The 26,556-nt window shown below is 63.8% G+C and carries 22 protein-coding genes; 10 read left to right on the top strand and 12 right to left on the bottom strand.

What is annotated here, in order from left to right:
* Positions 1–279 precede the first annotated feature (279 nt).
* From tal to PQR42_RS31915, 4 genes are all read right to left on the bottom strand, one after another.
* A complete protein-coding gene (gene tal / locus PQR42_RS31930; RefSeq protein ID WP_408221094.1) occupies positions 280–1,233 on the bottom strand; it encodes a transaldolase in 954 nt (317 codons plus the stop codon).
* Between the two features lie 398 nt (positions 1,234–1,631).
* Positions 1,632–2,852, bottom strand: coding sequence for a benzoate/H(+) symporter BenE family transporter (locus PQR42_RS31925; RefSeq protein WP_408388459.1), 1,221 nt, complete (start codon positions 2,850–2,852; stop codon positions 1,632–1,634).
* A gap of 40 nt (positions 2,853–2,892) precedes the next feature.
* Entirely contained in the window at positions 2,893–4,068 is a 1,176-nt protein-coding gene (locus PQR42_RS31920) for a vWA domain-containing protein (RefSeq protein WP_408388457.1), read from the bottom strand.
* Positions 4,069–4,177: 109 nt separating this feature from the next.
* Positions 4,178–5,020, bottom strand: a complete 843-nt coding sequence (locus PQR42_RS31915; protein WP_168793070.1) for an AAA family ATPase — start codon at positions 5,018–5,020, stop codon at positions 4,178–4,180.
* Between the two features lie 470 nt (positions 5,021–5,490).
* On the opposite strand from PQR42_RS31915, the gene PQR42_RS31910 reads away from it, so the two are divergent.
* On the top strand, positions 5,491–5,859 hold the full coding sequence (locus tag PQR42_RS31910; RefSeq protein WP_132375378.1) for a c-type cytochrome: 369 nt from the start codon (positions 5,491–5,493) through the stop codon (positions 5,857–5,859).
* A 56-nt stretch (positions 5,860–5,915) separates the two neighbouring features.
* Positions 5,916–6,299, top strand: a complete 384-nt coding sequence (locus PQR42_RS31905; RefSeq protein ID WP_132375377.1) for a c-type cytochrome — start codon at positions 5,916–5,918, stop codon at positions 6,297–6,299.
* A 110-nt stretch (positions 6,300–6,409) separates the two neighbouring features.
* Here PQR42_RS31905 and PQR42_RS31900 read toward each other — a convergent pair whose 3' ends face one another.
* The 3 genes from PQR42_RS31900 to rsxB all read right to left on the bottom strand — a co-directional run bounded on the left by PQR42_RS31900 (position 6,410) and on the right by rsxB (position 8,493).
* On the bottom strand, positions 6,410–6,844 hold the full coding sequence (locus PQR42_RS31900) for a DUF1841 family protein (RefSeq protein ID WP_012432270.1): 435 nt from the start codon (positions 6,842–6,844) through the stop codon (positions 6,410–6,412).
* 145 nt (positions 6,845–6,989) lie between these two features.
* On the bottom strand, positions 6,990–7,634 hold the full coding sequence (nth, locus tag PQR42_RS31895) for an endonuclease III (protein ID WP_132375375.1): 645 nt from the start codon (positions 7,632–7,634) through the stop codon (positions 6,990–6,992).
* A 19-nt stretch (positions 7,635–7,653) separates the two neighbouring features.
* Positions 7,654–8,493 (bottom strand): electron transport complex subunit RsxB, encoded by an 840-nt coding sequence (gene rsxB, locus PQR42_RS31890; RefSeq protein WP_408388455.1) that lies wholly within the window; start codon positions 8,491–8,493, stop codon positions 7,654–7,656.
* A 225-nt stretch (positions 8,494–8,718) separates the two neighbouring features.
* Between rsxB and PQR42_RS31885 the strand changes: the two genes are divergently transcribed.
* Positions 8,719–9,351, top strand: coding sequence for a TetR/AcrR family transcriptional regulator (locus PQR42_RS31885; protein WP_012432273.1), 633 nt, complete (start codon positions 8,719–8,721; stop codon positions 9,349–9,351).
* Positions 9,352–9,444: 93 nt separating this feature from the next.
* On the opposite strand, the gene PQR42_RS31880 is transcribed toward PQR42_RS31885, so the two are convergent.
* Together PQR42_RS31880 and PQR42_RS31875 are read right to left on the bottom strand one after the other, a co-directional pair.
* Positions 9,445–10,722 carry a polyhydroxyalkanoate depolymerase gene (locus PQR42_RS31880; RefSeq protein ID WP_408221105.1) on the bottom strand — a complete coding sequence of 426 codons (1,278 nt, stop codon included), beginning with the start codon at positions 10,720–10,722 and terminating at the stop codon, positions 9,445–9,447.
* A 180-nt stretch (positions 10,723–10,902) separates the two neighbouring features.
* Positions 10,903–12,783 carry a glycoside hydrolase family 15 protein gene (locus tag PQR42_RS31875; RefSeq protein ID WP_408388463.1) on the bottom strand — a complete coding sequence of 627 codons (1,881 nt, stop codon included), beginning with the start codon at positions 12,781–12,783 and terminating at the stop codon, positions 10,903–10,905.
* 240 nt (positions 12,784–13,023) lie between these two features.
* On the opposite strand from PQR42_RS31875, the gene PQR42_RS31870 reads away from it, so the two are divergent.
* The gene (locus PQR42_RS31870; RefSeq protein ID WP_408221107.1) at positions 13,024–13,269 is read left to right on the top strand and encodes a hypothetical protein; all 246 of its coding nucleotides are present in this window, start codon (positions 13,024–13,026) and stop codon (positions 13,267–13,269) included.
* A gap of 243 nt (positions 13,270–13,512) precedes the next feature.
* Here PQR42_RS31870 and PQR42_RS31865 read toward each other — a convergent pair whose 3' ends face one another.
* Positions 13,513–13,665 (bottom strand): DUF3096 domain-containing protein, encoded by a 153-nt coding sequence (locus PQR42_RS31865; protein ID WP_007175701.1) that lies wholly within the window; start codon positions 13,663–13,665, stop codon positions 13,513–13,515.
* A gap of 231 nt (positions 13,666–13,896) precedes the next feature.
* On the opposite strand from PQR42_RS31865, the gene PQR42_RS31860 reads away from it, so the two are divergent.
* The gene (locus tag PQR42_RS31860) at positions 13,897–15,189 is read left to right on the top strand and encodes a lactonase family protein (protein ID WP_408388453.1); all 1,293 of its coding nucleotides are present in this window, start codon (positions 13,897–13,899) and stop codon (positions 15,187–15,189) included.
* A gap of 119 nt (positions 15,190–15,308) precedes the next feature.
* Here the strand turns inward: PQR42_RS31860 and PQR42_RS31855 are convergent, their stop codons facing one another.
* Both PQR42_RS31855 and PQR42_RS31850 read right to left on the bottom strand, forming a co-directional pair.
* Positions 15,309–19,697, bottom strand: coding sequence for a DNA translocase FtsK (locus PQR42_RS31855; protein WP_408388451.1), 4,389 nt, complete (start codon positions 19,695–19,697; stop codon positions 15,309–15,311).
* A gap of 260 nt (positions 19,698–19,957) precedes the next feature.
* Positions 19,958–20,497 carry an META domain-containing protein gene (locus PQR42_RS31850; protein WP_408221113.1) on the bottom strand — a complete coding sequence of 180 codons (540 nt, stop codon included), beginning with the start codon at positions 20,495–20,497 and terminating at the stop codon, positions 19,958–19,960.
* A gap of 251 nt (positions 20,498–20,748) precedes the next feature.
* On the opposite strand from PQR42_RS31850, the gene purT reads away from it, so the two are divergent.
* The 5 genes from purT (at position 20,749) to PQR42_RS31825 (ending at position 26,219) form a co-directional block, all read left to right on the top strand.
* Positions 20,749–21,963, top strand: coding sequence for a formate-dependent phosphoribosylglycinamide formyltransferase (gene purT, locus PQR42_RS31845; protein WP_408388449.1), 1,215 nt, complete (start codon positions 20,749–20,751; stop codon positions 21,961–21,963).
* 137 nt (positions 21,964–22,100) lie between these two features.
* A complete protein-coding gene (locus tag PQR42_RS31840) occupies positions 22,101–22,313 on the top strand; it encodes a DUF6726 family protein (RefSeq protein WP_408214373.1) in 213 nt (70 codons plus the stop codon).
* A 91-nt stretch (positions 22,314–22,404) separates the two neighbouring features.
* The gene (locus PQR42_RS31835; protein WP_408388447.1) at positions 22,405–22,773 is read left to right on the top strand and encodes an MliC family protein; all 369 of its coding nucleotides are present in this window, start codon (positions 22,405–22,407) and stop codon (positions 22,771–22,773) included.
* 258 nt (positions 22,774–23,031) lie between these two features.
* On the top strand, positions 23,032–24,684 hold the full coding sequence (locus tag PQR42_RS31830) for an acetolactate synthase large subunit (RefSeq protein WP_408388445.1): 1,653 nt from the start codon (positions 23,032–23,034) through the stop codon (positions 24,682–24,684).
* Positions 24,685–24,782: 98 nt separating this feature from the next.
* Positions 24,783–26,219 carry an aldehyde dehydrogenase family protein gene (locus PQR42_RS31825; protein ID WP_408214380.1) on the top strand — a complete coding sequence of 479 codons (1,437 nt, stop codon included), beginning with the start codon at positions 24,783–24,785 and terminating at the stop codon, positions 26,217–26,219.
* The last annotated feature ends 337 nt before the right edge of the window (positions 26,220–26,556 follow it).

Here is a 26,556-nt window from a genome sequence, read left to right as displayed (position 1 = left end):
CGTGAATCGCCCTTGCAGAAGATTCTAGTCGCCCGTCGGGTGGCAATTGTGACTATATGTCGTAGGCGCGGCGGTGCTCGACGCAGATCAAATGCAACCGCAACCGCAACCGCAACCGCAACCGCAACCGCAACCGCAACCGCAACCGCAACCGCAACCGCAACCGCAACCGCAACCGGAACCGCAACCGCCGCAGGTTGGTAAACGGCACACGGCCCTGAACCGTGAAGTCCAAGGCCGCGTGTGTAAAGCGCCGAATTTAAACAGCGCGAGCGACGCTTACCGCAACGCTTCGATCAGCTTTTCCAGCTTAACCGCGTCCGCAGCGAAAGCGCGAATCCCCTCAGAGAGCTTTTCAGTCGCCATGGCTTCGTCATTGACAAGAAACCGGAACGACGATTCATCAACCGGCACGCGTTCGATATCCGCATCCTTGGCGATATCCGGCGACAGCTTACGTTCCACCTTATCGGTACTGTCCTGCAGCTTTTGCAGCAAATCCGGGCTAATGGTCAGCAGATCGCAGCCGGCCAGTTCCAGAATCTGACCCGGCGTACGGAAGCTCGCGCCCATCACCTCGGTCTTGTAGCCGAACTTCTTGTAGTACGCATAGATGCGGCGCACCGATTTAACGCCCGGGTCGTTCGCGCCGCCGTCTTTCGCTTCGTCCCACGCGCTGCCGGCGTTCTTCTTGTACCAGTCGTAAATCCGGCCGACGAACGGCGAGATCAGTTGCGCGCCCGCTTCGGCGCAGGCGGCCGCCTGGGCGAGCGAGAACAGCAGCGTCATGTTGCAGTGGATGCCTTCCTTCTGCAGCACTTCCGCCGCGCGGACGCCTTCCCACGTGGAAGCCAGCTTGATCAGCACGCGTTCGCGGCCGATGCCGTGCTCCTTGTACAGCGAGATCAGTTCGCGGCCCTTGGCGATCGAAGCTTCCGTATCGAACGAGAGGCGCGCGTCCACTTCCGTCGACACGCGGCCCGGAATGATCTTGAGAATTTCGGTGCCGAAGGCGATCAGCAACTGGTCGATGATCGCGCCGACCGGCTTCGACGCGTGGGCTTTCACGGTCTTTTCGAGCAGCGGCTTGTAGTCGTCTTTCTGCACCGCTTTCAGAATCAGCGACGGATTGGTGGTCGCGTCCTGCGGCTTGTACTGGGCAAGCTGCTGGAAGTCGCCGGTATCGGCCACGACGGTGGTGTATTGCTTGAGTTGATCGAGTGCGGTTGTCATGTTCGAGCCTTCAGGGCGCGTGCGCGCCGTGGTTCAGGAGAAATGAGGTTGCCACCGGCCTGAAACGCAAACCAGATCCGGCGGCCGCGGGTCACGCTGCAGCGCTGCCCGCCATCTTGCCGGGGAATTTTGACGGAAAGCGCTGCCGGATGCTTCTATTCTATGGCGGATCGGCTGATGCGGTATTGACACTTGCCCGTGGCGATCCGTTCACGCGGATTTCAGGCGGCATTTTCCGCCGACCGATCTCGCGCTGGCCGATTCTGCCGAGCGCTTTTCGCCGACTGATTTCGCCAACTGCGCCCGCCAACCGGCTTTGCCAACCGCGGTTGCCAAACGCCCTTGCCTACACCAAGCGGCTGGACATCGAGCTGTCGTCGCCTCGCCCGGCTGCCTCGTCAGCCGCGCCGCGCGTTCAACACCACTTGCGTCAGCACGCCCGCCACCAGCCCCCAGAAAGCCGAGCCGATGGACAGCAAAGTCAGCCCGGACGCAGTCACCATGAACGTGACCAGCGCTGCCTCGCGCTGTTTCAGGTCCTGCATGGCGTTGGCGAGTCCGCTCATGATCGAGCCGAACAGCGCCAGCGCCGCGACGGAGACCACCAGCGCCTTCGGCAAGGCCGCGAATAATGCGGCGATGGTCGCGCCGAAAACTCCGGCGATCAGGTAGAAGATGCCGCACCACACCGCCGCCATATAGCGCTTGTTGCGGTTTTCGTGCGCCTCGGGGCCGGTGCAGATCGCCGCGGTAATCGCCGCAAGATTGATGCCGTGCGAGCCGAACGGCGCGAGCAGCAGCGAGACGATGCCGGTGGTCGAAATCAGCGGCGCCGAGGGCGTGGTGTAGCCGTCCGCGCGCAGCACGGCGATGCCCGGCACGTTCTGCGACGCCATCGCGACGACGAAAAGCGGAATTCCGATGCTGACGCTGGCCGCCACCGAAAACACCGGCATGGTGAGCACGGGATGCGCCAGCGCGACATGGAAGCGGCTGAAGTCCAGCAACCCGAGCCCGCCGGCCGCCGCCGTGCCGACGATCAGCGTCGTCACGATCGCATAGCGCGGCGCGAGCCGTTTGACGATCAGGTAGGTGAAGAACATGGTCAGCACGAGCGCGGTCTGGAATTGCGCGGCGCGGAAAATCTCGATGCCGATCTCGAACAGGATGCCTGCCAGCAAGGCCGAGGCGATGCCCGCCGGAATCTTCTTCATCAGCGTGTCGAACCAGCCGGTCAGGCCGACCAGGGTCAACAGCAGCGCGCAGACGATAAACGCGCCGATCGCCTCTCCGTAAGCCACATGCGGCAGCGACGACACCAGCAGCGCCGCGCCGGGCGTCGACCAGGCGATCACGATGGGCGCGCGAAAGCGCAGCGAGAGGCCGATCGTGCAGACGGCCATGCCGATCGACAACGCCCAGATCCACGAGGAAATCTGCGCATCGCTCAGATGCGCGGCCTGGCCCGCCTGGAACATCAGCACGAGCGAACTGGTGTAGCCCGTCATCATCGCGACGAAACCGGCGACGATGGCGGACAGCGAGGTATCGGCGAAAGGATTGAGGCGCCCGGGCGGCGTGACGGCAGGGGACAAATCGGGCGTGGAAGACGGACTCATGCAGATGCTTTCTTATCGTTGAAGGTAATACTTGGACGGGCTATTTGCTCAGCATGCGCGTGGCGGTCTCGAGGCCGGCGAGCGTGAGCGGGTACATGCGGTGGCCGAGCACCTCGCGGATCGCGCTGACCGACTGCCGGTACGCCCACAAGCCTTCCGGTTCAGGATTGAGCCACGCGTGATGCGGGAAATGATCGGCGAGCCGGCGCAGCCATACCGCGCCGGCTTCGGCGTTGTTGTACTCCACCGAGCCGCCCGGTTGCAGCACTTCGTACGGGCTCATCGTCGCGTCGCCGACGAAGATCAGCTTGTAGTCGGACGTGAATTTGTGCAGCACATCCCACGTGGGCATGCGCTCGGCGTGACGGCGGCGGTTGTTCTTCCACAGGAAGTCGTACACGCAGTTGTGGAAGTAGTAGAACTCCAGGTGCTTGAACTCGGCTTTGGCGGCGGAGAACAGCTCCTCGGTGCGCTTGATGTGATCGTCCATCGAGCCGCCCACGTCAAGCAGCATCAGCACTTTCACCTTGTTGTGCCGCTCCGGCACCATCTTCAGGTCGAGCCAGCCGGCGTTCGCGGCGGTGCTGCGGATCGTGTCCGGCAGATCGAGCTCCTCGGCGGCGCCTTCGCGGGCGAACCGGCGCAAACGGCGTAGCGCGATCTTGATGTTGCGCGTGCCGATTTCGACCTGGTCGTCGTAGTCGCGATAGGCACGCGCTTCCCAGACCTTGACGGCGGTGCGGTTACCCCCCGCGTCGCCGCCGATGCGCACGCCTTCCGGGTTGTAGCCGCCATTGCCGAATGGCGACGTGCCGCCCGTGCCGATCCACTTGTTGCCGCCTTCGTGGCGCTCCTTCTGTTCGTCGAACAGTTCCTTCAGGCGCTCCATGAGCTTGTCGAGGCCACCCATCGCCTCGATCTGCGCTTTTTCTTCCGGCGACAGATCGCGTTGCAGCTTCTTCTTCAGCCAGTCGAGCGGGATGTCGAAGGCGAGCTCCGAGGCTTGCGCGACGCCCTTGAAATACGCGCCGAACGCCTGGTCGAACTTGTCGAAATACTGCTCGTCCTTGACCAGCGTGATGCGCGCGAGATAGTAGAACTCGTCGAGCGACGGCGCGATCACGTTGGCCTTGAGCGCTTCGAGCAGCGTCAGGTATTCCTTTACCGACACCGGCAGTTTGGCGGCGCGCAGCGAGTAGAAGAAGTCGATCAGCATGCTGGGTCCTCTGCGGCGGCGGGTGGTCGGGGCGGCGCGCGCTTCAATGGCGGCTTGGCGGCCGGTCGGCGACCATCCGGCGCTCAATCAACGATCAATCAACGCTGAATCAGCGGTTGTTGCGGTTCATGAAGATCAGCCGCTCGAACAGGTTCACGTCCTGCTCGTTCTTCAGCAGCGCGCCGTGCAGCGGCGGAATGATCTGCTTCTGGTCGGACGAGCGCAGCGCTTCGGGCGGAATGTCTTCGGCGAGCAGCAGCTTGAGCCAGTCGAGCAGTTCCGAGGTGGACGGCTTCTTCTTCAATCCGGCGACGTTGCGCAGTTCGAAAAAGCTCTGCATGGCGGCCGCGAGCAGTTCCTTCTTGATGCCCGGATAGTGGACCTCGACGATCTGCTGCATGGTGACCGGATCGGGGAACTTGATGTAGTGGAAGAAGCAGCGGCGCAGGAACGCATCCGGCAGTTCCTTCTCGTTGTTCGACGTGATGATCACGAGCGGGCGTTGTTTCGCGCGGATCAGCTCGTGCGTCTCGTACACATAGAACTCCATGCGGTCGAGTTCACGCAGCAGGTCGTTGGGGAATTCGATGTCGGCCTTGTCGATCTCGTCGATCAGCAGCACGGTTTGCTCGTCCGACTCGAACGCCTGCCACAGCACGCCCTTGACGATGTAGTTGCCGATGTCCTTGACGCGCTCGTCGCCGAGTTGCGAATCGCGCAGGCGCGACACCGCGTCGTACTCGTAGAGACCCTGCTGCGCCTTGGTGGTGGACTTGATGTGCCACTGCAGGAGCGGCATGCCGAGCGCGGCGGCGACCTCTTCGGCGAGCATGGTTTTGCCCGTGCCGGGTTCGCCCTTGATCAGCAACGGGCGCTTGAGCGTCATCGCGGCGTTGACCGCGAGCTTGAGGTCGTCGGTGGCGACGTACTGCGATGAGCCTTCGAAACGCATGGCGAGATGCTCTTTTTCGGGAAAAAACCCAGTATAAGTCAGAAGGCCTGTTGGCCTGAAACCGCCTCGCGTAAGGTGTCACCCGCGGTGCCGTAGCGCGAAGCTAGTGCGCACGCGGCGCCGGTGAGCGCCCGAACGCTTGCCCGGCGGGCCCGGTGGGCGGGCGCGCCGGGCGCAGCGGGCTGAATGCGGTGTCGGATGCCACGTCGGGTGTCGTGTCGAACCGGCGCGAACGGCCGGCATGCGACGGTGGCTGCCATGCCTTGCGGACCGGGCGCGGCGGAGCAAAGCGGCGCTAGCCGTGGCTTTGCGGTGGCCGGATGCGCCGCGGCCCCGCGCGGTGGACGTTCGGCGCGGCGTCGCGGTACAATTAGCCCGATTTTTTTGGCCTGCGTGGCTCCCTATAAGAATAACGGCGCGGGCCGTTGCCTTTTTGGTCGCCCGTTTCCCCTCAAGCCAGGTTACATGCTATGAATAAATTCGTTGGCAAACACGTCGTGATCGCAGCGCTGTCGGTGCTCGCGGGCTATACGGCCGGTGCGCAGGCAGCGGATGTCGTCGGCAACGCGAAGGCGGGCCAAGGCAAGGTCGCGATGTGTATTGGCTGCCACGGCATCCCTGAATACCGCACGGCTTACCCTGAGGTCTACCGCGTGCCGATGCTCGGCGGGCAGAACCAGGCGTACCTCGAGAACGCCCTGCATGGCTACAAGAAGGGCGACCGCCATTTCGAAACAATGCGCGCCATCACCGCGTCGCTGTCGGATCAGGACATCGCCGACATCGCGGCCTACTACGCAGCGCAAAATTCCTCTTCGAAGAGCAATCCCGACAAGTGACCTGCGGCACGTCCATCCAGTCACTCGGCAAATAAATTCGCGGGATAGGAGAATTCATGAATAAGCCCCAACAGGCACTCCACACGGTGTTCAAGGCTGCATGCGCGTCGGCGGCAGTGATCGGTCTGGTTGCAGCGAACGTCGCGCACGCCGCCGACGCCGGCAACGGCAAGGTGCTGTCCGACAGCCACAACTGCGCGGCTTGCCACGGCGTGAACCTGAACAAGCCGGTGAGCCCGGAATATCCGAAGCTCGCGGGTCAGCATTCCGATTACGTCTACTGGGCGCTGCGCCAATACCAGATGGGCAACGGCAACCCGCACCTCGGTCGCAACAACCCGATCATGCAGGCGCAGGTGCAAAGCCTGTCGCAGAGCGACATGAAAGACATCGCAGCTTATGTCGAATCGCTGAACGGCGATCTGGTGCAGAAGAAATAAGCGAGTCGCGTAGTCCTCGCGCTGCTTTCGGATTGAACGACACCCCGCTTCGGCGGGGTGTTGTGCTTTCAGGGCGGCGGTTTTCGCGCGCCCTGCGACCGGCGCCTGCTTCAGTCGCGCGTGGCGCGCCGCTCGATGCGCTGCAGGTACGCGTCCGTGTCGGGCGGCGTGCCGGTGCGCTGCGCTTCCCAGATGGTTTCGCCGAGGCAGTCCATGATGGCGTGCTGCGCCTCGTGGGTCGAGCCGAGGCGTGCGGCGAGCCGTTCGTGCGCCGCGCGTATGCCGGGCGGCTGGTCGATCGACAACTGTTCGGTGATCGCCAGATGCATCGACAGATGCAGGAACGGGTTGGTCTGGCCGCGTTCGGGCGAGTAGTCCTGCGCCTGGGCGGCGTCGCCGTCGGTGAGGTCGGCGTGGTATTCGGGGTGCTCGACGATCCAGTCAGCGGCGATCGCCTCCAGCGGCGTCAAAATTTCGCCCTTGCGCTGCTTACGCCAGGTGTCGGTGAAGAAGAGGCGGACTTCGTCGCGGCTGGGATTGAACATCGTGAGACCGGTGCGTTGAGTGGGGCGTGTGACGTGAGCCTGTAAAGCGTCAGCCTGTGAAGCGGACGAGGCAGGGCGTCATTTTACGCCGGGGCGGCGCGGGCTGCTGGCGGCGTCACGGCGTTGCATGAGGTGCCGGTTCCGCTCACAGATCCGGCGGCGGCGTTTTCGGCCGGAACTCGCACAACGGCTCGATCACGCAATGCCAGCATTCGGGCCGGCGCGCCTTGCACACATAACGGCCGTGCAGGATCAACCAATGGTGCGCGTCCTGCTTGAACTCGGCGGGCGTGAATTTCTCCAGCGCCGCTTCAACCGCGCGAACGTCCTTGCCGGGCGCGAGACCGGTTCGATTCGCAACCCGAAAGATGTGCGTGTCGACCGCGATGGTCGGATGACCGAACGCGGTGTTCAGAATCACATTGGCCGTTTTTCGGCCGACGCCCGGCAAGCTTTCGAGCGCTTCGCGATCCTCGGGCACTTCACCGCCGTACTGGTCGAGCAGAATGCGGCAGGTCGCAATGACGTTCTTCGCCTTGGTGCGATAGAGGCCGATCGTCTTGATGTAGCCGGTCACGCCTTCTTCGCCGAGATCGAAAACCTTCTGCGGCGTATTCGCGACCGGGAACATCTTGCGCATGGCCTTGTTGACCGACACGTCGGTGGCTTGCGCCGACAGCAGCACGGCGATCAGCAGTTCGAACGGAGTGGTGTACTCGAGTTCGGTTGTCGGATGAGGAGTGAGACTCTGAAACGTCTCGTAGATGGCGCGGCGTTTGTTCGCGTTCATGCTGGGCGTGACGGTGCGGTTAGCGCTTGTCGGACGGCGTGTTGGTGTCGTCCGCGGCGAGGCCGAGACGGCGGCGGCGTGCTTCGGCGGCGTCGATCTGCGCCTGCACGTCCGCGCTCACACGTTCGGTGTTCAGCGGGCCCTGGCCCTTGGCAGCCAGTTCCTCTTTCTTCTTGCGAGCACGTTCGAGCGCGGCCTGGATGATCGCGCGTTTCTTGGCTTCGGCGTCGTCCATGGCGGGCGCGGCCGATGGCGCCGCGGCGTTGGCTTGCGTTGTTTCGGTAACCTGAGCAGCGGGAGCGCTGCCGGCCCGCCGCGCTGCAGCACGTGCTTCGGCAACTTCGCGCTCGCGTGCGAGACGCGCTTCGCGCCGGTCATGACGCTCTCGTGCCGCGTCGGCCTGCACCTGGGTCCAAGCGTCCCAACCGGTCGCTTCGCCGGTGATCGGCGGCAAGGCAATGCAGTCGACCGGGCAGGGCGGCACACACAAGTCGCAACCGGTGCAGAGTTCGGCGATCACCGTATGCATCTGTTTCGGTGCGCCAACTATTGCATCGACCGGACAGGCCTGCATGCACAACGTGCAGCCGATGCAAACTTGTTCGTCGATAACCGCCAACGGACGCGGCCGTTCGACGCCGTTGGCGGAATTGAGCGGAATCACCGGCTTGCCGAGCAGAGCGGCGAGCCGGGCGATGCCTTCGGCGCCGCCCGGCGGGCATTGATTGTAATTGGCCTCGCCGCTTGCAACGGCTTCGGCATAGGGACGGCATGCGGGGTAACCGCACTTGGTGCATTGCGTCTGGGGGAGCAGATCTTCGATGCGGTCTGCGAGTGTTTTGGTATCTGTCACGGTCACGACGTGGGGCTTTGGCTTGCGGCCGCACAGCTTGAACTAAATAGCACATTATCGCCGATTTCCCCAATTGCCATCCGCAATCCATGTGCCATAATCGAAGCGCTTTTTTCGAAAGACCGCAGAAGGGTATTCCCCCAACCAGCCCGTTCAGTGCTGTCGGTGCAAGGCCCGAGGAGAGGCCGGCGGTGCGATCCGGATAACGCGGCTCACGAAGACGATGCCACCATGAATCAGCCGAAAATCAAAAGAGATCCTGAAGGCACACGGCGCCGCATTCTGCTTGCGGCGGCCGAAGAGTTTGCAAATGGTGGGCTATTCGGCGCGCGCGTCGATCAGATCGCCCGCCGCGCGGAAACGAATGAGCGCATGCTCTACTACTATTTCGGTAGCAAGGAGCAGCTTTTTACCGCCGTACTCGAGCACGCGTTCAGCGCGCTCAATGAAGCGGAGCGCACGCTCGAACTCAATGGCATCGCCCCGGTCGAGGCGATTACGCGTCTCGCGCATTTTGTTTGGGATTACTACCGCGATCATCCCGAGTTGCTGCGTCTCATCAATAACGAGAATCTGCATGAAGCACGCTATATGCAGAAGTCGACGCGCATCCGCGAAATGATCTCGCCGATCGTCGCCACACTCGGCGGCATTCTGGAGCGCGGTCAACGCGCGGGGCTGTTTCGCACCAACGTCGATCCGCTGCGCTTCTATGTCACGCTCTCCGGCATGGGGTACTACATCGTGTCGAACCGCTTCACGCTCGAGGCCACACTCGGCCGCGATTTCAGCAGCGCGAGCGAGCGCAGTGAAGTCATTCAGATGAACACCGAGTTGTTGCTCGCGTATCTGTTGCGGAAGTAGGCTGCGTCAAAAGCGGCGCACTGAGGCTTCGGGATCCTCATAAACGACAACGGCCTCCGAAGAGGCCGTTGTTGTCAATTGCGCGCGTGATGCTCAGGCTTCGACTTTTTCCTTCGCTACCTTCGGCGCCTTGTTGTGCTCGAGGATGAAGTCGCGCAACTGCGGATAGATGATGGTACGCCAGCGGCGCCCTGAGAAAATGCCGTAGTGTCCGCACTTTTCCGCGGTGAAGTGACGCTTGTGCTCTTCCGGAATGCCCGTGCACAGCTCATGTGCGGCATAAGTCTGGCCGTCGCCGGAGATATCGTCGAGTTCGCCTTCGATCGTGAAGAGCGCGGTTTTGGTGATGTCCTGCGGCTTCACCCGTGCACCGGCGACATCCCACGTGCCTTCGGCGAGGCGGAATTCCTGGAACACCACGCGGATCGTGTCGAGGTAATAGTCCGCGTCCATGTCGAGCACGGCGTTGTACTCGTCGTAGAAGCGGCGGTGCGCTTCCGCGTCGTCTTCGTCGCCGCGCAGCAGGCTCTGGTAGAAATCCCAGTGCGACGCCGCGTGACGTTCCGGATTCATGGCCACGAAACCGGTGTGCTGCAAAAAGCCCGGGTAAACCTTACGGCCCACGCCCGGATAATTCGGCGGCACCGTGAAGATCACGTTGTTCTCGAACCACTCGTACGAGTGCTGCGTGGCGAGTGAGTTGACCGAAGTCGGGCTCTTGCGGGCGTCGATCGGGCCACCCATCATCGTCATGGTGCGCGGCGTGTCTTCGCCGCGGCTCGCCAGCAGCGAAATGGCGGCGAGCACGGGCACGGTCGGCTGACACACCGAGATCACGTGCAGATTCTTCGCGCCGATGTGACGGATGAATTCCTGAATGTAGGCGACGTAGTCGTCCAGACGAAACTCACCGGCTTCGAGCGGCACCATGCGCGCGTCGATCCAGTCGGTCAGGTAAACCTTGTGGTCTTGCAGCAACGTGCGCACGGTGTCGCGCAGCAGCGTGGCGTGGTGTCCCGACAACGGTGCGCATACCAGCACGACCGGCTCATCTTTCAATTGGATGACAGCGTCGCTGTCGTCGGCGAAACGCTTGAAGCGCATCAGGCGGCAAAACGGCTTCTCGATGATCGTCTGTTCAATGATCGGAATGTTATGACCGTCTTTGACAATCTGATGAAGATTGAACTCGGGCTTTTCGTAATCTTTGCCAAGCCGGTAGAGCAGTTCGTAACCGGCTGAGAGGCGCGTGGCGCCCGGCACGTAGGCCAGAGGGCTGGCGGGATTCGCGAAGGATTTCGACGCGGCCTGGGCCCAGGCGGTAAGGGGGCTCAACATCGCCCGCTGGAATTCGTGCAGTTGGTAGAGCATGGGTGCTCCGTTTTAAGCGGTTCGCATGGGGCTTCGCAAACACGCGTGTGGCGTTGCGGCAGGCCATTCTGGTTGTGGGCACATTGTTTTTCGGCCGACAGTCTAGTCGATCATATCGAACAAAGCGTACTTGTGCAATGCAGCATTTTGCGCGCGGCTAGCACGCAAACTGTCATTAAATCATGCTACTGGCGATGTTGCCGCGCCGCTATCGGGGGTTGCAGCAGCATCAAGTTCTGGTTCTCCGGTGCCGTCATGGGGCGGTTGCCCGGTCGCCTGCGCCATCGCCTGTTCATGTTTCATCAGGTTCAGGCCGGTATGCACGAGCGCCACATGCGAAAACGCCTGCGGGAAATTGCCGACTAAGCGCTTCGCAGCCGGATCGTACTCCTCCGCGAGCAAACCGACATCGTTGCACAGCGCGAGCAGCCGTTCGTACATCGCGATTGCTTCGTCGAGGCGGCCTTGCAGCGCCAGGTTGTCCACCATCCAGAACGAGCACGCTAGAAACGTGCCTTCTCCTGGTGGCAGGCCGTCGTCGTATTCGGTGGTGCGATAGCGCATCACGAAACCGTCGCGCATCAGGTCCCGCTCGATCGCCGCCACGGTGTCTTTGACGCGCGGATCGTTCGGCGGCAGGAAGGCGACCAGCGGCATCAGCAGCACGCTCGCGTCGAGCTGGTCGGTGCCGTAGCACTGCGAGAACGCGTTGAGCGCCGGATTCCATGCCTTCTCGCAGACTTCCGCGTGGATTTGCGCGCGGGTGGCGCGCCACTCGTCGAGCGGGCCGTCGAGCTTGAACATTTCCGCCGACTTGATGGCGCGGTCGTAGGCGACCCACGCCATCACCTTCGAGAAGGTGAAATGCTGGCGGCCGCCGCGCGTTTCCCAGATGCCTTCGTCGGGTTCCTGCCAGATCGTGTCGAGGTGGGAGAGCAGCGCGCGTTGCACGTTCCACGCGGTGTCGTCCGCCTGCAGGCCGCCGACCCGCGCGAGGTGCAGTGCGTTCATCACTTCGCCATAAACGTCGAGCTGGCGCTGGCCGACCGCGTTATTACCGATCCGCACCGGTTTCGCGTCCTGATAGCCCGGCAGCCAGTCGATTTCGAATTCAGGCAAGCGCCGCTCGCCCGCAATGCCGTACATGATCTGCAACTGATCCGGCGCACCGGCCATCACGCGACCGAGCCAGGTGCGCCACGCGCGTGCTTCGTCGTAGTAGCCGCCGCGCATCATCGCGAGCAGCGTGATCGTGGCGTCGCGCAGCCAGCAGTAGCGATAGTCCCAGTTGCGCGTGCCGCCGAGCTGCTCCGGCAGTGACGTCGTGGGCGCGGCGACGATGCCGCCGGTCGGTTCGTAGGCGAGCGCCTTCAGCGTGATCAGCGAACGGCGGATCGGCTCGGCCCAGCGTCCTTCGACCGTGCTGCGCGCCGACCATTCGAGCCAGTGATTCTCGGTGCGCGCGAGCGACGTGTGCGGATCGCGCGCCGGTGGAATGCGCAGATGCGATGGCGAGTAGGCGAGCGAGAACGGCACCCGTTCGCCTTCGCTGACGGTGAATTCGGCGACCGTCTTCATGTCTTCGCCACGCAATTCGACTGGCGTGCGCAACACGGCGGTGTCCGGTCCGACGATCGCCTTGATGCCGCTGTCGTGCTTCAGGCGGTCGACCCACGGAACCGAGAAGCCGTAGTCGAAACGCAACACCAGTTCCATCCTCATGGGCACCGTGCCGCGTTTGCCGACGACGAGCCGCACCATTTCGGACCAGCCGTTACCCGGCGGCATGAAATCGATCAGCGTGACGGCACCCTCGGGCGTCTCGAAGTCGGTTTCGAGGATCAGCGTTTCGCCGCGATAACGGCGGGTGATGGTGGGCGGTGTGTCCGAGACCGGCGAGATCAGCCAGCGGCCGTTCTCGGGCGTGCCGAGCAGGGCGGCAAAGCAGGCGCCGGAATCGAAGCGCGGCCAGCAGAGCCAGTCGACGGAACCTTCGCGGGAAACGAGCGCGGCCGTGTGGCCGTCGCCGATGAGCGCATAGTCTTCGATGAGTGCGGGCATGGGGAGCGAGTCAGTGTGGCGCGCGGCGAGCGCCGCCGCGCGTGGTGTCGTTGAAGTGCCGTTGCCTTTACCCGACTCGTGCGATGCGCTTTGGTTCATCACGCAACGCAGCAAAACGCAGGTTGGTAATTGTCAAATCAATGCCTACAATCAGATTTCAAGCCGACGCCCGGAGCTTTCCGGATTATGAACCGGCCCCGCCCATGGCGCATACAGACGCCGTTTCCGAGGACCAGAGCTATGCTGAACCCGTCGAAATCCGATTGCATCACGATTCTCTCGGCCGCCAGCGAACTTGCCGACGATTCGATGTTACCGCTCGATTATGGCCGGCTAGGTTTGAGCCGCAACGGCATGCTGGCCGCCGCCGCCTTTCTGGTCGAACGGGCCTGCTTCCGGCGTTATCAGGAAGGCGACGGCCATTATGCCGTCGGCGCGCTGTCGCTGCAGGGACGGCTGCGTCTCGACCAGCTTTCGAACGGCTGACTGACGGCGCTTCGCGCACGCCGGATGGTTGCAGCACCGCACTGACTGCAAACTCACCGTGCTTCGGGCGAGCGAACACGGCTTCGCCGCGCCGTCCGGTTTTATCGCTTGCCTCGAGCTTCACGGCCATCGGCGCGTGAAGCTTCGGCACGTCCAATGTCCTGCCTCGATGCGGGGCGCCGCCGGGCCGGCGCTGCGCCCGGTCCGGCGTCCCATGCTTGCGTAACCGCTTGCCGCCGTCGCTCAGAAGTGCGACGACCCCACGCCGAAGATCCCAATGATGCCGATGATGATCAGATAGAGCGCGACGATGTAGTTCAACAGGCGCGGCATGACGAGAATCAGAATACCGGCGATCAACGAAACCAGCGGGCCCAGGCTGAGTGTGACGTTCATGAAGACTCCGTAGTGTGAGACGCGATTGAAAAAACGTCCCGTCAGGCGGGACAATTGCTACTCATGCTGCCGATTGCCGCCTGACCGGATGCCGGTCAACGGATTCGCTGCATGATCCGGCACAACGCTTTTATACTTCTTTCGATAAGAACAACGCTCGAACGATTGCGCGGCAGACCAGCGACACCATGACAACCGACTCAACCAAATAACCGATGTCCAGGAGGTCATATGCTTCGTCGTCACCGGGCCGCGATGCCTGCCGTTGCAGATTCCCACTTGCCTTCTGCTGCTGATTCCACCTCATGGCGAGTCGCGCATGCTCCATTGCGCTCTGCCCGCTCGATAATAAAAGGTTTCGTGCTCATGGTCTCGATTGTTGCTTCGCATGCGTTTGCGCAAGATTCCGGCCCGGCGCCCGCCGACGGCGTGTATGACATGCTGGTCGGCACCTATACCGGCCCAAAGAGCGAAGGCCTGTACGTTTATCGCTTCGACACGAAGACGGGTGAAGCGACGCGCGTCTCGGTCGCGCAGACGGTCAACCCGTCGTACCTCGTGGTGAGCCGCGACCGCCGCTTCGTCTACGCGGTCAACGAAATGCCCGGCGACAACGGCCCGGCCACGCAGCGCGGCGGCATCAGCGCGTTTCGTTTCGACGCCGCGAGCGGCCAGCTGACGTTCCTCAACAAGGTCTCCTCGGACGGCAATGATCCGTGCTATCTGAGCCTGTCGCCGGACGGCAAGTATTTGCTGACCGCGAACTACTCGGTGGCGGCCGATCCGGGCGGCAGCTTCGCGGTGTTCCCGTTGCAGGCCGACGGCCAGGTCGGCCCGTCGGTGCTCACGGTGCATCACGAAGGCGGCGGTCCGGTGAAGGGCCGTCAGGACAACTCGCACGTTCACTCCACCGTGTTCTCGCCGGACGGCCACTATCTGTTCGCGCAGGATCTCGGCGCGGACAAGCTGTACTCGTACCGCTACACGCCTGACGGCAGCCGCGGGCTGTTCGGCCCGACCGACTGGCGCTACACCCAGGAGAAAGCCGGCACGGGTCCGCGCCATCTGGTGTTCGGCGCCGACGGCAAGCACGCGTATCTGACGAGCGAAATGGCCGCCACGGTCAGCACGTTCAATTACAACGACGGCAAGCTCACGCAGGTGCAAACGCTCCCGCTGACCGAGCCGGGCTTCAAGGGCGCGGTGGGCGCGGCGGCGATCCATCTATCGCCGGACGGGCGCTTTCTGTATGCCACCAATCGCGGCGACGCGAACGAGATCGTGATCTTTTCGGTCGACCCCACCAACGGGCACCTGAAGAAGATCGGCCATCAATCGAGCATGGGCAAGTCGCCGCGTGAATTCGCGATCGACCCGACCGGCAACTGGCTGATCGTCGGCAATCAGAACAGCGATACCGTGTATGTGTTCAAGCGCGATCAGCAGAGCGGCCTGCTCGAAGCGAATCCGAAGCGTTTCGAACTCGGCTCGCCGGTGGATTTCAAGCTGGTCTCGCCATCGTGAGCGAGGGCGAAGCGCTTGATGTGACGGCGCGCGTCGGATGAAAAAATGGGCCGCTTTTTCAAGCGGCCCATTTTCTTGCGGCGGGTGGTTTTGCCTTGGCGCTGACCAGCAATAGTCGCTTATTCTGCTGGCCCAGGCGCCAGCACTTCGCGGCTGCCGTTGATCCCCATGGCCGACACGAGGCCCGCGGTTTCCATCTGCTCGACAAGACGCGCCGCGCGGTTATAACCGATGCGCAACTGCCGCTGCACCGACGAGATCGACGCGCGCCGCGTGCGCACCACGAAGGCGACGGCTTCGTCGTAGAGCGGATCGGCTTCCGCATCCGGCGATTCGCCGAATAGATCCTGCGCGGCGCCGCCATCGGTGGCCGGGCCGTCGAGAATGCCTTCCTCGTACTGCGGCTCGCCGAACTGCTTCAGATACTCGACGATCCGATGCACTTCCTCGTCGGCGACGAACGCGCCGTGCACGCGTTGCGGATAACCCGTGCCGGGCGGCAGGAACAGCATGTCGCCCTGGCCGAGCAGCGACTCGGCGCCCATCTGATCGAGAATCGTGCGCGAGTCGATCTTCGACGACACCTGGAAGGCCACGCGCGTCGGAATGTTCGCTTTGATGAGGCCGGTGATCACATCCACCGAAGGACGCTGAGTCGCCAGAATCAGATGGATGCCGGCGGCGCGCGCCTTCTGCGCCAAGCGCGCGATCAGTTCTTCGATCTTCTTGCCGGCCACCATCATCAGGTCGGCGAGCTCGTCGATCACGACCACGATCAGCGGCAGTGGCGCGAGCGGTTCGGGCGCTTCCGGCGTCAGCGAGAACGGGTTGCCGAGCTTCTTGCCCTTGGCTTCGGTATCGCGGATTTTCTGGTTGAAGCCAGCCAGGTTGCGCACGCCGACCGCCGACATCAGGCGGTAGCGCTTTTCCATTTCGCCGACACACCAGTTCAGCGCGTTGGCGGCCAGCTTCATGTCGGTGACGACCGGCGCGAGCAGATGCGGAATGCCTTCGTAGACCGACAGCTCCAGCATCTTCGGGTCGATCATGATGAGGCGCACTTCTTCGGGCGTCGCCTTGTAGAGCAGCGAGCAGATCATCGCGTTGATCGCCACCGATTTGCCCGAACCGGTCGTGCCGGCGACCAGCATGTGCGGCGCCTTGGCCAGATCGGCGACGACCGGATGGCCGGTGATGTCCTTGCCCATGGCGAGCGTCAACTGCGAATGCGAGTTCTGATAGACGCTGGCTTCGAGGATTTCGGACAGGCGAATCGTCTGGCGCTTGGCGTTCGGCAATTCGAGGCCCATGCAGGTCTTGCCGGGAATCGTCTCGACCACGCGGATCGACGTGAGGCCGAGGCCGCGCGACAGGTCCTTCATCAGACCGACGATCTGACTGCCGCGTACACCGAGCGCCGGCTCGACTTCGAAGCGCGTGATGACCGGGCCGGCCGACGCGCCGACGACGGTGACCGGCACCTTGAATTCCTGTAGACGCTGTTCGATCAGCAGGCCGGTTTCGATGAGCTTTTCTTCGGAGACCGGTTCGACGTCGATGTCCGCGGGCGCGAGCAGGTCGAGCGTGGGCAACTCGACCATCGATGCCGCGGGCGCTCGGAATTCGAAGCCGTTGGCGGGGCTGTGGCCGCGCAGGGGTGGGCGTGGTTGGGCGGCGGGTTCGGTGGATTCCGTGGGCTCGGTGGCTGGGGCTGTGGTTGGGTACGGTGCCGCGAGCGGTGCCGATGTTGCCAGTGCTGGTGGCGCTAGCGGCGGGATGGCGGCTTCGTTCGTACGGTCTTCGACGGCGACGGGTTCGTCGGCGATGACGTCGGATGCCACGGGCGCGGTTTGAACCGCGAAGCCCGGAAAGCGAACCACGTTCGATGCTTGCGGCGTGATGGTCTGCGGTGGTGCTGCGGCGGTTATGTTTGCAGCGTGTGCGATGGTCGACGAGTCCGAGGCGTGCGGCGTGAGAATTTGCGGCGGCGCTGCAGTGGATGTGTTCGAAGCGTGCGCGGCAGCCGACGAGTCCGAGGCGTGCGGCGTGAGGATTTGCGGCGGCGCTGCAGTGGATGTGTTCGAAGCGTGCATGGCAGCCGACGAGTCCGAGGCGTGCGGTGTGATGCTTTGCGGTGCCGCTGCCGTGGTTATGCTTGCAGCGTGCGCGGTGGTCAACGAGTCCGAGGCGTGCGGCGCGAGGTTTTGCGGCGGTGCTGCGGCGGCCACGTTTGCAGCGTGCGCGGCGATTGACGAGCCGGAGGCTTCAAGTGTGTGCGAGAGGGCAGGGGAGTCCGACGTTTCCGTTTCGACTGGCACTGCGGATTCACCTTGGCGCGCAACACTCAGCGATGACGTGACGTCATGCATCGGCACGGCCCCGCTCGACGGAGCGACGCTGCTGACAGCGGGCGCACTCGTTGACGAAGCCGCGTGCTGCGCTAGTACCGCATCGAGTTCGGCCTCCCAAGGCGCGAGCGTTTTATCGATCACGACTTCAGCAACCGGCGCAGGCGCGGCGGGTTGCGGCTCGACAAACGGTGCGGCTTCTTCCACGTGTTCGGCAATTGCCGGCGCAGGCGTCTGCTCGGCGACTTTCGGTGCGATGACTCCTGAATGGTCCACAGGCTTGCTAAGCGTCTGCGCGATTTCAACGCTCGGGCTTGCGTGGCTGTCGGCGAGAATTGTTGACCTCGTCGAATCGTCTTCGAACGGCGATTCATCCTCGTTCGCTTCGCTTGCTTGCAACTGTGCGGCAAAAATCTGGAACGGCGTCGGTGTAGCGACTGGCGGCACATACGGCGACGCAGGTGCAGGTGCAGGTGCGGGCACAACCACCGACGTGCTCTCAACCACCGGCGCCGCCGTCAACGGAGCTTGAATATTTGGCGGCTCGATCGGCCACTGCACGACGGGCTCGTGGCTGACTTCGGGCGGCACTTCGAACGCGGCTTCCATGCGCGGCACATCGGTCGTCGCTTCTATCGCGTGATCAGCCGCGGCATTGCCGGCAACTCCCGGCGAAGGCACATTCACATCCGGCGTCGAAGCCGTTTGAACCGCATCCGTTTGCGGCGCATCCACACTCGACCGCTCAGCCTCGACCGACGGCGCGGCGTTCGGCGCACTCGTCACCTTCGCGTTTTCCGTGCCGGTGCTGCGCGCGAGGCTGACACCCGCAATATCGGTCCAGCGTGCGGCGTTTTCCGCGATGCTGCGAAGCGTCTCCTGGACGCTGGCGGGTGGCGTGACTTTCTGCGTCGTCGGCATCGGCCGCGTGTAGCTGGGCGGCGGACGGCGCGTGGCAGGCGTCGGCGTGACATCGTTCGAACCCGGAGCAGGCGAGAAAGCTTGCCGGGGCGCCGGCGCGCGACTGCCGGAAGCCGCCGGGGCCGCCGTGCCTTGAGCCATCGTCGAAGGACGACTTGCGCTGGTCGCTGCATTTCCTGCGGAACCCACGGCCGCGTGAGAGCCTGCGCCGCCGGACACGGTGCGCGCCGTCGCTGTCGTGTGCGCCGCCGCTTGAGCCACTTTCGCTGCCGCACCCGCTACGCCCGCCGCACCCGCCGCTGCAGCCGGAGCAAAGGCAGCACCCGCCGCCAAACCCGCGCCGCCACCCAACGATCCCACCGGCCGCTGTTCACCAGCCGAGCGACGTCCAACCTGCAAAGCGCCATCGCGAGCCGCCGCACCGGACGCACCCGAACCCGCGACCGGCGCAGCCGCGCGCGGCCCGGACTCGCGCAACCAGCCAGCCGGCGCGACAGGCTCGGCCGGCATCCATGCCGCCTTGTCCGCTTTAAGTGGTTGCGTCTGCATCGGCACATGTCGCGGCGGTGTCGTCGCGGCGCCTGTGCGCAGCACCGGCTCAGCCTGCGCCGCCTGGCTGCGCGGCGTGGCCGTGCCCGCGCGCCAGCTCGCCGCAGCGCCACGCGCCGTCGCATCCTTACCCGCCGCGCTCGCCGCAGCGCCGGCCGCAGCCGCGTCGCGTCCACGCGCCGGCGGACGCCAGACCGTCGGGCGCGCGTAACGACCATTGGTCTTTGGCGCCATCGTATTGGTGGCCGGCGAAACATGCGACGGCAAACCATCATCGACGCTGCGATGACGGCGCGCTTCCTCGTCGCGTTTGGCGAGGCCGCGCGACAGGCCGAGGCCGAACGCGCCGTCGGCCCAGGCGGCGAAGTCGCGCCAGCGGAAGTCGATCAGCCACGGCAGGCTGATAAAAAGCAGCGCGAGCGCCGCCAGGGGCGTGCCGATATGCCCAAGCAGATGGCCGAATCCCGCGGCCAGCGCATGGCCGAAGCCATTCACGCCGGCCACGCCGATCAGCGACGCCTCCAGCGTGCAACTCGCCACCAGCACGCAGACGAAGCCGAGCCACAGCCGGATCGTGCCGGGGCCGCGCAGACCCGCGCCGCCCGGCAGTGCCGACTTCACGAGACGCCAGAAAAGAGGAATGAACCAGACGGCTGACCCGCCGAACCAGCCGAAAACTACCGTGTGCATACTAGACATCAACGAATGACGAACGCGCAAAAACGCAATCCGTCGAGTTTAAACCGGCGAAGCCCGATGCTTCGAAGGCAGACGCAAGTATGCTTGCGTCAATTGGAAAGCAGACCGGCGCGCGGCCTGCCGTCGGTGAAAAACAACGGCTGTCGGGACAGCCTTCATCCGTCATGCGGACCGTCCGGAGCGCGGCACCCTCCGCTGACCGGCTCGCCGATCAGCGAGCCTGGCTGTGCACCGGGCGATCCGTGCCGCACTCATTTCGTGCTGCGGTCGAAGGTCAGCGTGTCGCCGTTGTCGAGCACCAGTTGCATTTGTTGTGGCGTGCGCATCTGCACGCCGGTGCGGTCGATGTGCGTCAGCGCATTGAGATACGCGCCTTCGATCTGTCCGCCCGGCGTCATGCACGCCATGCGCGTACCGCCCAGCGTGCCGAAGCTCAGCTTGCCGTCTTTCAGCGCGTACGAGCCCATGTAGCGGTTGCAGCCGGAAAAGCCGCTGGCGTGGCGCTGGCCGGTCGAGGTGGACAGCGTGAGCGTGATCGGCGCGCCCTGGTCCGTGGACGGAATCGCGCGCGCCGTGCCGTCGGCCTGTTTCCAGGCGCTCAGCACCCAACTGGTGTCGTCGAGCAGTTGCGCGGCGGCGGGATTGAATGGATCGGGCGCGGCGGCTTGCGCGTCGGGATGTTTCGGGATCGCACAGGCGCTCAACAGCGCGGCGAGGCTCAACGCGGCGAGGGCGGTGCGCAGGTACGGGGTGAAGCGCGCAACACGTCGCGCGGAGGAGCTTTGGAGCATGACGTCGTTCCTCTTCAAACTGGCGAAGGCGTAAGGGTAACGCACTAAGCTTGCCGCACGCGAGAGCATTGGCACGCGAAAGCGCTGATTCGGAGCGCCGCGGCGCCCTTGCGCGCCGCCGTTGTGCCAGGCCGTTGCCCTTCGCGCGGATCATGGTGCGGCCGCCGCGAGCAAGGCGCGGCGAGGGGCCCGCATGTTAACATCGTGCTCTACCCAATCCCACCCTCACCCGACTTTTATCTGGAGACCTCATGCAGATCGGCCAACGGATCGGCACGCCCCTTTCTGAATCCGCCACGCGTGTCATGCTGCTCGGCGCCGGCGAGCTCGGCAAGGAAGTGATCATCGCGCTGCAGCGCCTGGGCGTCGAAGTGATCGCCGTCGACCGTTACCCGAATGCGCCGGGCCACCAGGTGGCGCACCGCGCGCACGTGATCGACATGACCGACCGCGCCGCGTTGCGCGCGCTGGTCGAACAGGAGCGGCCGCATCTGATCGTTCCCGAGATCGAAGCGATCGCGACCGACGCGCTCGCCGCCATCGAAAGCGACGGTCTCGCCGAAGTGATCCCGACCGCGCGCGCCACCCAGCTCACCATGAACCGCGAAGGCATCCGCCGTCTTGCCGCTGAGGAACTCGGCTTGCCGACCTCGCCGTACGCGTTCGCCGATTCGCTCGACGAACTGCGCGCGGGCATCGCCCAAGTCGGCTATCCGTGCGTGGTGAAGCCGGTCATGTCGTCGTCGGGCAAGGGGCAATCGGTGCTCCGCAGCGACGCCGACGTCGAACCCGCATGGCAATACGCGATGGCCGGCGGCCGGGTGAATCATGGCCGCGTGATCGTCGAAGGTTTTATCGACTTCGAATACGAAATCACTCAATTGACCGTGCGCGCCATCGATCCGGCGAGCGGCGAAGTCAGCACCTATTTCTGCGACCCGATCGGCCACGTGCAGGTGGCGGGCGACTACGTCGAATCGTGGCAGCCGCAGCCCATGAGCCCGCTCGCGCTCGAACGTTCGCGCGAAGTCGCGCACAAGGTGACGGCCGCGCTCGGCGGCCGAGGCCTGTTCGGCGTGGAACTTTTCGTGCGCGGCGATGACGTATGGTTTTCGGAAGTGAGTCCGCGTCCGCACGACACGGGTCTCGTCACGCTGTGCTCGCAGCGCTTTTCAGAATTCGAATTGCACGCGCGCGCAATCCTCGGTTTGCCGGTGGATACGTCGCTGCGGGCGCCGGGGGCGTCGGCGGTGATTTATGGCGGGCTCGACGAGGCCGGCATTGCCTTTGAAGGCGTCGCCGCGGCGTTGGCGGTGCCGAACGCGGACCTGCGACTGTTCGGCAAGCCGGAGAGTTTCGTCAAACGCCGCATGGGTGTGGCACTGGCCACCGGCGAGAATACGGACGAAGCGCGCTCGCGTGCGAAGCAGGCCGCGGCGGCGGTGCGGCCGGTGTCGGCGAAGTAAGTGACGGCGCGGCGCACGGCGAATCGCTGTAGCCGGAGCGAATCGCCGTGCGTCGCCCGGCCCGCGCGCCCGGCGCCATCGCCGCGCGCGCAATCTGAATGATTGGGCTCGTCGAGTTCATTGGAGTAGAGGTACGTATGGCGCTGGAAATCCGCAACAACACGCGGCGCGGTTGGGCCGGCCGTCTCGGCGCACTCGGCGTGCTGCTCGCGCTGTGCGCCGGCTTGACGGGATGCGGCCTCGCGGCAGCGCCGTGCCGGGTCGCCTCGGCCGGTCTGAAGATCGTGCCGCTGGTCGGGCACGTGGCCGCCGCGCCGACCGACGCGTGCGCCGATGTGATCGATCCATAACCGATCCGTCATCGGTCGTTTAGCCGCAACTCCAGGCGCAATGTGCGGCGCGTCACCCGTGTTTGATTGGTAGCAACGATCGAGGCATCTCATGAAGAAATGGCTTGTTGCGGTAACCACGGCGGCGGGTCTTGCATCGCTATACGGCCAGGCGTGGGCCGCGCCTTTGCAGTTCTCCGAGATTCAGGCCAAAAACCGTCAGACGCATAAATACACCTGCGCGACCGGCAAGATTCTGCACGTCACTTACTGGAACACGGCGAACGGCCAAAGCTTCGCGCTCGTGCCGGTGAAAGGCAAGCAACTGCTGTTCGTCAACACGCTGTCGGCGTCCGGCGCTAAATATCAGGCCGGCAGCTACACATGGTGGACCAAGGGGCCGCGCGCCGATCTGTATGACGCAATGGCTGGCGAAAACGCGCCACCCATACTCTCCGACTGCATCACCATCAATCGCTGAGCGCGATGTGGCGGCATTCTCTACCCATGCCGCCGCTTCTTCTTCCGACCCCTGCCTTGCGGCGCTGCCCGCCAGCGCACACTGTTTCCAGTCGAGTAGTAAGCTGTCCGGCATGGCATTCGCCGCCGTGCTGTCGTGTCATGCCATCAAGCCATGCTGGGCGCTCCCGGCGTGGCCGTCGTCGTTTTCGATCGTCCGTTTCCGGAGCCCGAGCGTTGGGCTCACGGCCCGCGTCCGTATCATCAAGCGAGACCCTCAATGAAAGCATCGGACCTGTTCGTCAAATCGCTGGAAGCCGAAGGTATCGAGTACGTGTTCGGCATTCCCGGTGAAGAAAATCTCGATCTGCTCGAATCGCTGCGCCGCTCGAAAATCCGCCTGATTCTCACGCGCCATGAACAGGCGGCCGGTTTCATGGCCGCCACGTACGGCCGTCTCACCGGCCGCATCGGCGTGTGTCTGGCCACCCTCGGGCCGGGCGCGACCAACTTCGTGACCGCCGCGGCGTACGCACAGCTCGGCGGCATGCCAATGTTGATGGTCACCGGGCAAAAGCCGATCAAGTCGAGCAAGCAAGGGCATTTCCAGATCGTCGACGTGGTGCGCATGATGGAGCCGCTCACCAAATACACGCGGCAGATTGTCTCGGTCGCCAATATTCCGGCGGCGGTGCGCGAGGCGGTGCGTCAGGCGGAAGAAGAACGGCCCGGCGCCACGCACCTCGAATTGCCCGAAGACGTCGCGCATGAAGAGGGCGATGGCAAGCCGATTCCGAAGAGCTTTAGCCGCCGTCCCGTCGCCGAGGAAAAAGCCGTGGCGCGCGCAGTCGAGGCGATCACCGGCGCGAAGCATCCGCTATTGATGATAGGCGCGGGCGGCAATCGCAAGACCACCACCAAGATGCTGCGCGAGTTCGTCGACCAGATCGGCATCCCGTTCTTCACGACGCAGATGGGCAAAGGCGTGATCGACGAATCGCACCCCATGTGGCTCGGCAATGCGACGCTGTCCGACGGCGACTTCGTGCACCGCGCGATCGATCACGCGGACTGCATCATCAACGTCGGTCACGACGTGATCGAGAAGCCACCGTTTTTCATGCGCAGCGGCGACGCCGGCGAGAAAACGGTGATTCACGTCAACTTCCTCGGCGCGGAAGTGGATACGGTGTACTTCCCGCAGATCGAAGTGGTCGGCGATATCGCCAATGCCGTGTGGCAGCTCAAGGAAAGTCTCAAGGAGCGCCAGAAGCATTGGGACTTCACGCGCTTCAAGGAGATCAAGCAGCACTTCGAGGCACATCTGGCCAAAGGCCAGCACGACGACCGCTTTCCCATGTATCCGGTGCGCGTCGTCAACGACGTGTACGAGACCACGCCTGTGGACGGCATCGTGTGTCTGGACAACGGCATGTACAAGATCTGGTTCGCCCGCTACTACCGCGCGCACGAACCGAATTCGCTGCTGCTCGACAACGCGTTGGCGTCGATGGGCGCGGGGTTGCCGTCCGCGATCGCCACCAAGATCGTGCACCCGGACCGCAAGGTCATGGCCGTGTGCGGCGACGGCGGCTTCATGATGAATTCGCAGGAACTGGAAACGGCGGTGCGTCTGAAACTGGATCTGGTGATCCTGATCGTGCGCGACGATGCCTTCGGGATGATCCGCTGGAAGCAGGAGAACATGAACTTCCCGGACTACGGCATGACGCTGAGCAATCCGGATTTCGTGGCGTATGCAGAGAGCTATGGGGCGAAGGGACACCGCATCGAATCGGCGGCGGAATTCGCGCCGTTGCTGCGCGAATGTTTCGCGACGCCCGGCGTGCATGTGATCGATCTGCCGATCGACTATTCGGACAACGAGCGCGTGCTGAATCGCGAAATCAAGCGGCTTTCGGCGCAACTGTGAACCGCAGGTGAATGGCAGGGGAGCCGCCGCGGGGCATGGCCCTTGCTGGCAGCTTTTTCATTGTCAGATTGTCAGGCATCGGATCAAGGAGACGCGTCATGTTGCAAAAGACTTACCCGTACTACCTCGCGAACGTTGCGGTGGCCGCCAACACCGATCTCGAAGTCACCGATAAATTCAGCGGCGAAGTCGCCACCCGCGTCGCGATGGCCGACGCCACCGCGATCGACAAAGCGATCGGCCATGCCGTCGACGCCATGCCCGCCATGCGCGCCTTTCCCCCGTTCAAGCGCCAGGCGGTGCTCGAACATTGCGTGAAACGCTTTCGCGAGCGCTACGACGAACTGGCGCTCGCGCTGTGTATCGAAGCCGGCAAGCCGATCAACGACTCGAAAGGCGAGGTCACGCGCCTGATCGATACGTTCAAGGTGGCCGCGGAGGAGTCGGTGCGCATCGACGGCGAGATCGTCAATCTGGAGATTTCGCCGCGCGCCAAGGGCTATCACGGCTATGTGAAGCGTGTGCCGATCGGCCCGTGTTCATTCATTTCGCCGTTCAATTTTCCGCTCAACCTGACCGCGCACAAGGTCGCGCCGGCCATCGCGGCGGGCGTGCCGTTCGTGCTGAAACCGGCGAGCCGCACGCCGGTCGGCGCACTCATCATGGGCGAGATTCTGGCGGAAACCGATTTGCCGAAAGGCGCATTCTCGATTCTTCCCGCGCATCGCGACGGCGCCGATCTCTTCACCACCGACGAGCGCTTCAAGTTGCTGTCCTTCACCGGCTCGCCCGCGGTGGGTTGGGAACTGAAGAAGAAGGCCGGCAAAAAGAAGGTGATTCTGGAGCTGGGCGGCAACGCGGCCGCGATCGTCGACGGCGATCAGGGCGAGAAGCTCGACTATGTGGTCGACCGGCTCGCGTTCGGCGCGTTCTATCAATCGGGGCAGAGCTGTATCGGCGTGCAACGGATTCTGGTCCACGCGAAGGTCTATGATGCGCTGCGCGAGAAGCTGATCGCCAAGACGAAGTCGCTGGTGATGGGCGATCCGAAAGACGCAAAGACTTTCGTCGGGCCGATGATCTCGGAATCGGAGTCCAAACGCCTCGCCGGCTGGATGGAAAGCGCGGTGCAGGCGGGCGCGAAAATCGTCGCGGGCGGCAAGGTGGATGGCGCGATGTTCGAGGCCACGCTGCTCGAAGGCGTGAAACGCGACACGGATCTGTATCGCAAGGAAGCCTTCGGGCCGGTGGCGATTCTGGAGCGCTTCGACGATTTCGACGCCGCGCTCGCGACCGTCAACGACAGCGACTTCGGCCTGCAAGCGGGCGTGTTCACCGATTCGCTCGCGCACGCGCATCGCGCGTGGGACGAACTCGACGTGGGCGGCGTGGTGATCAACGACGTGCCGTCGTTCCGGGTCGACAACATGCCGTATGGCGGCGTGAAGGATTCCGGGCTGGGGCGCGAAGGCGTGCGCTACGCGATCGAGGACATGACTGAGTTGCGGTTGATGGTGATGCGCGAGACGTGGTGAGACCTGCTGTCACGCAACTGTCGTCTCCACGAACTACGCTGCGAGCGAGGCGCGCCGGTGCTTTGCCGCGATTCGCCGGCGGGTGCGCCACCTGCCGGCACCCGGCTTTCGGCACCGTAAGCAGAAAGCCGGCACATGCGCCATGAGTGTTTTTGCTGAAGTGCTACAATACCGGCCTTTCCGGCGGGTGTTTCCGCCGGCCGGAGCCGGCCGCATTTTTTCCTGCAATACCAACGGGTCCCGTGCGGAACGCCGTGGCTCCGCCTTCATCACAATGCCCTCTGCGGTTCCGACCGCTGCCGCGCGCACGCGCCAAGCGCATTTTTAGCGAAAGCCA

The organism is Paraburkholderia sediminicola, assembly GCF_046027355.1.
In the GTDB taxonomy this organism is placed as follows: Bacteria; Pseudomonadota; Gammaproteobacteria; order Burkholderiales; family Burkholderiaceae; genus Paraburkholderia; species Paraburkholderia sediminicola_B.
This window is presented reverse-complemented; position numbering and strand designations above follow the sequence as displayed.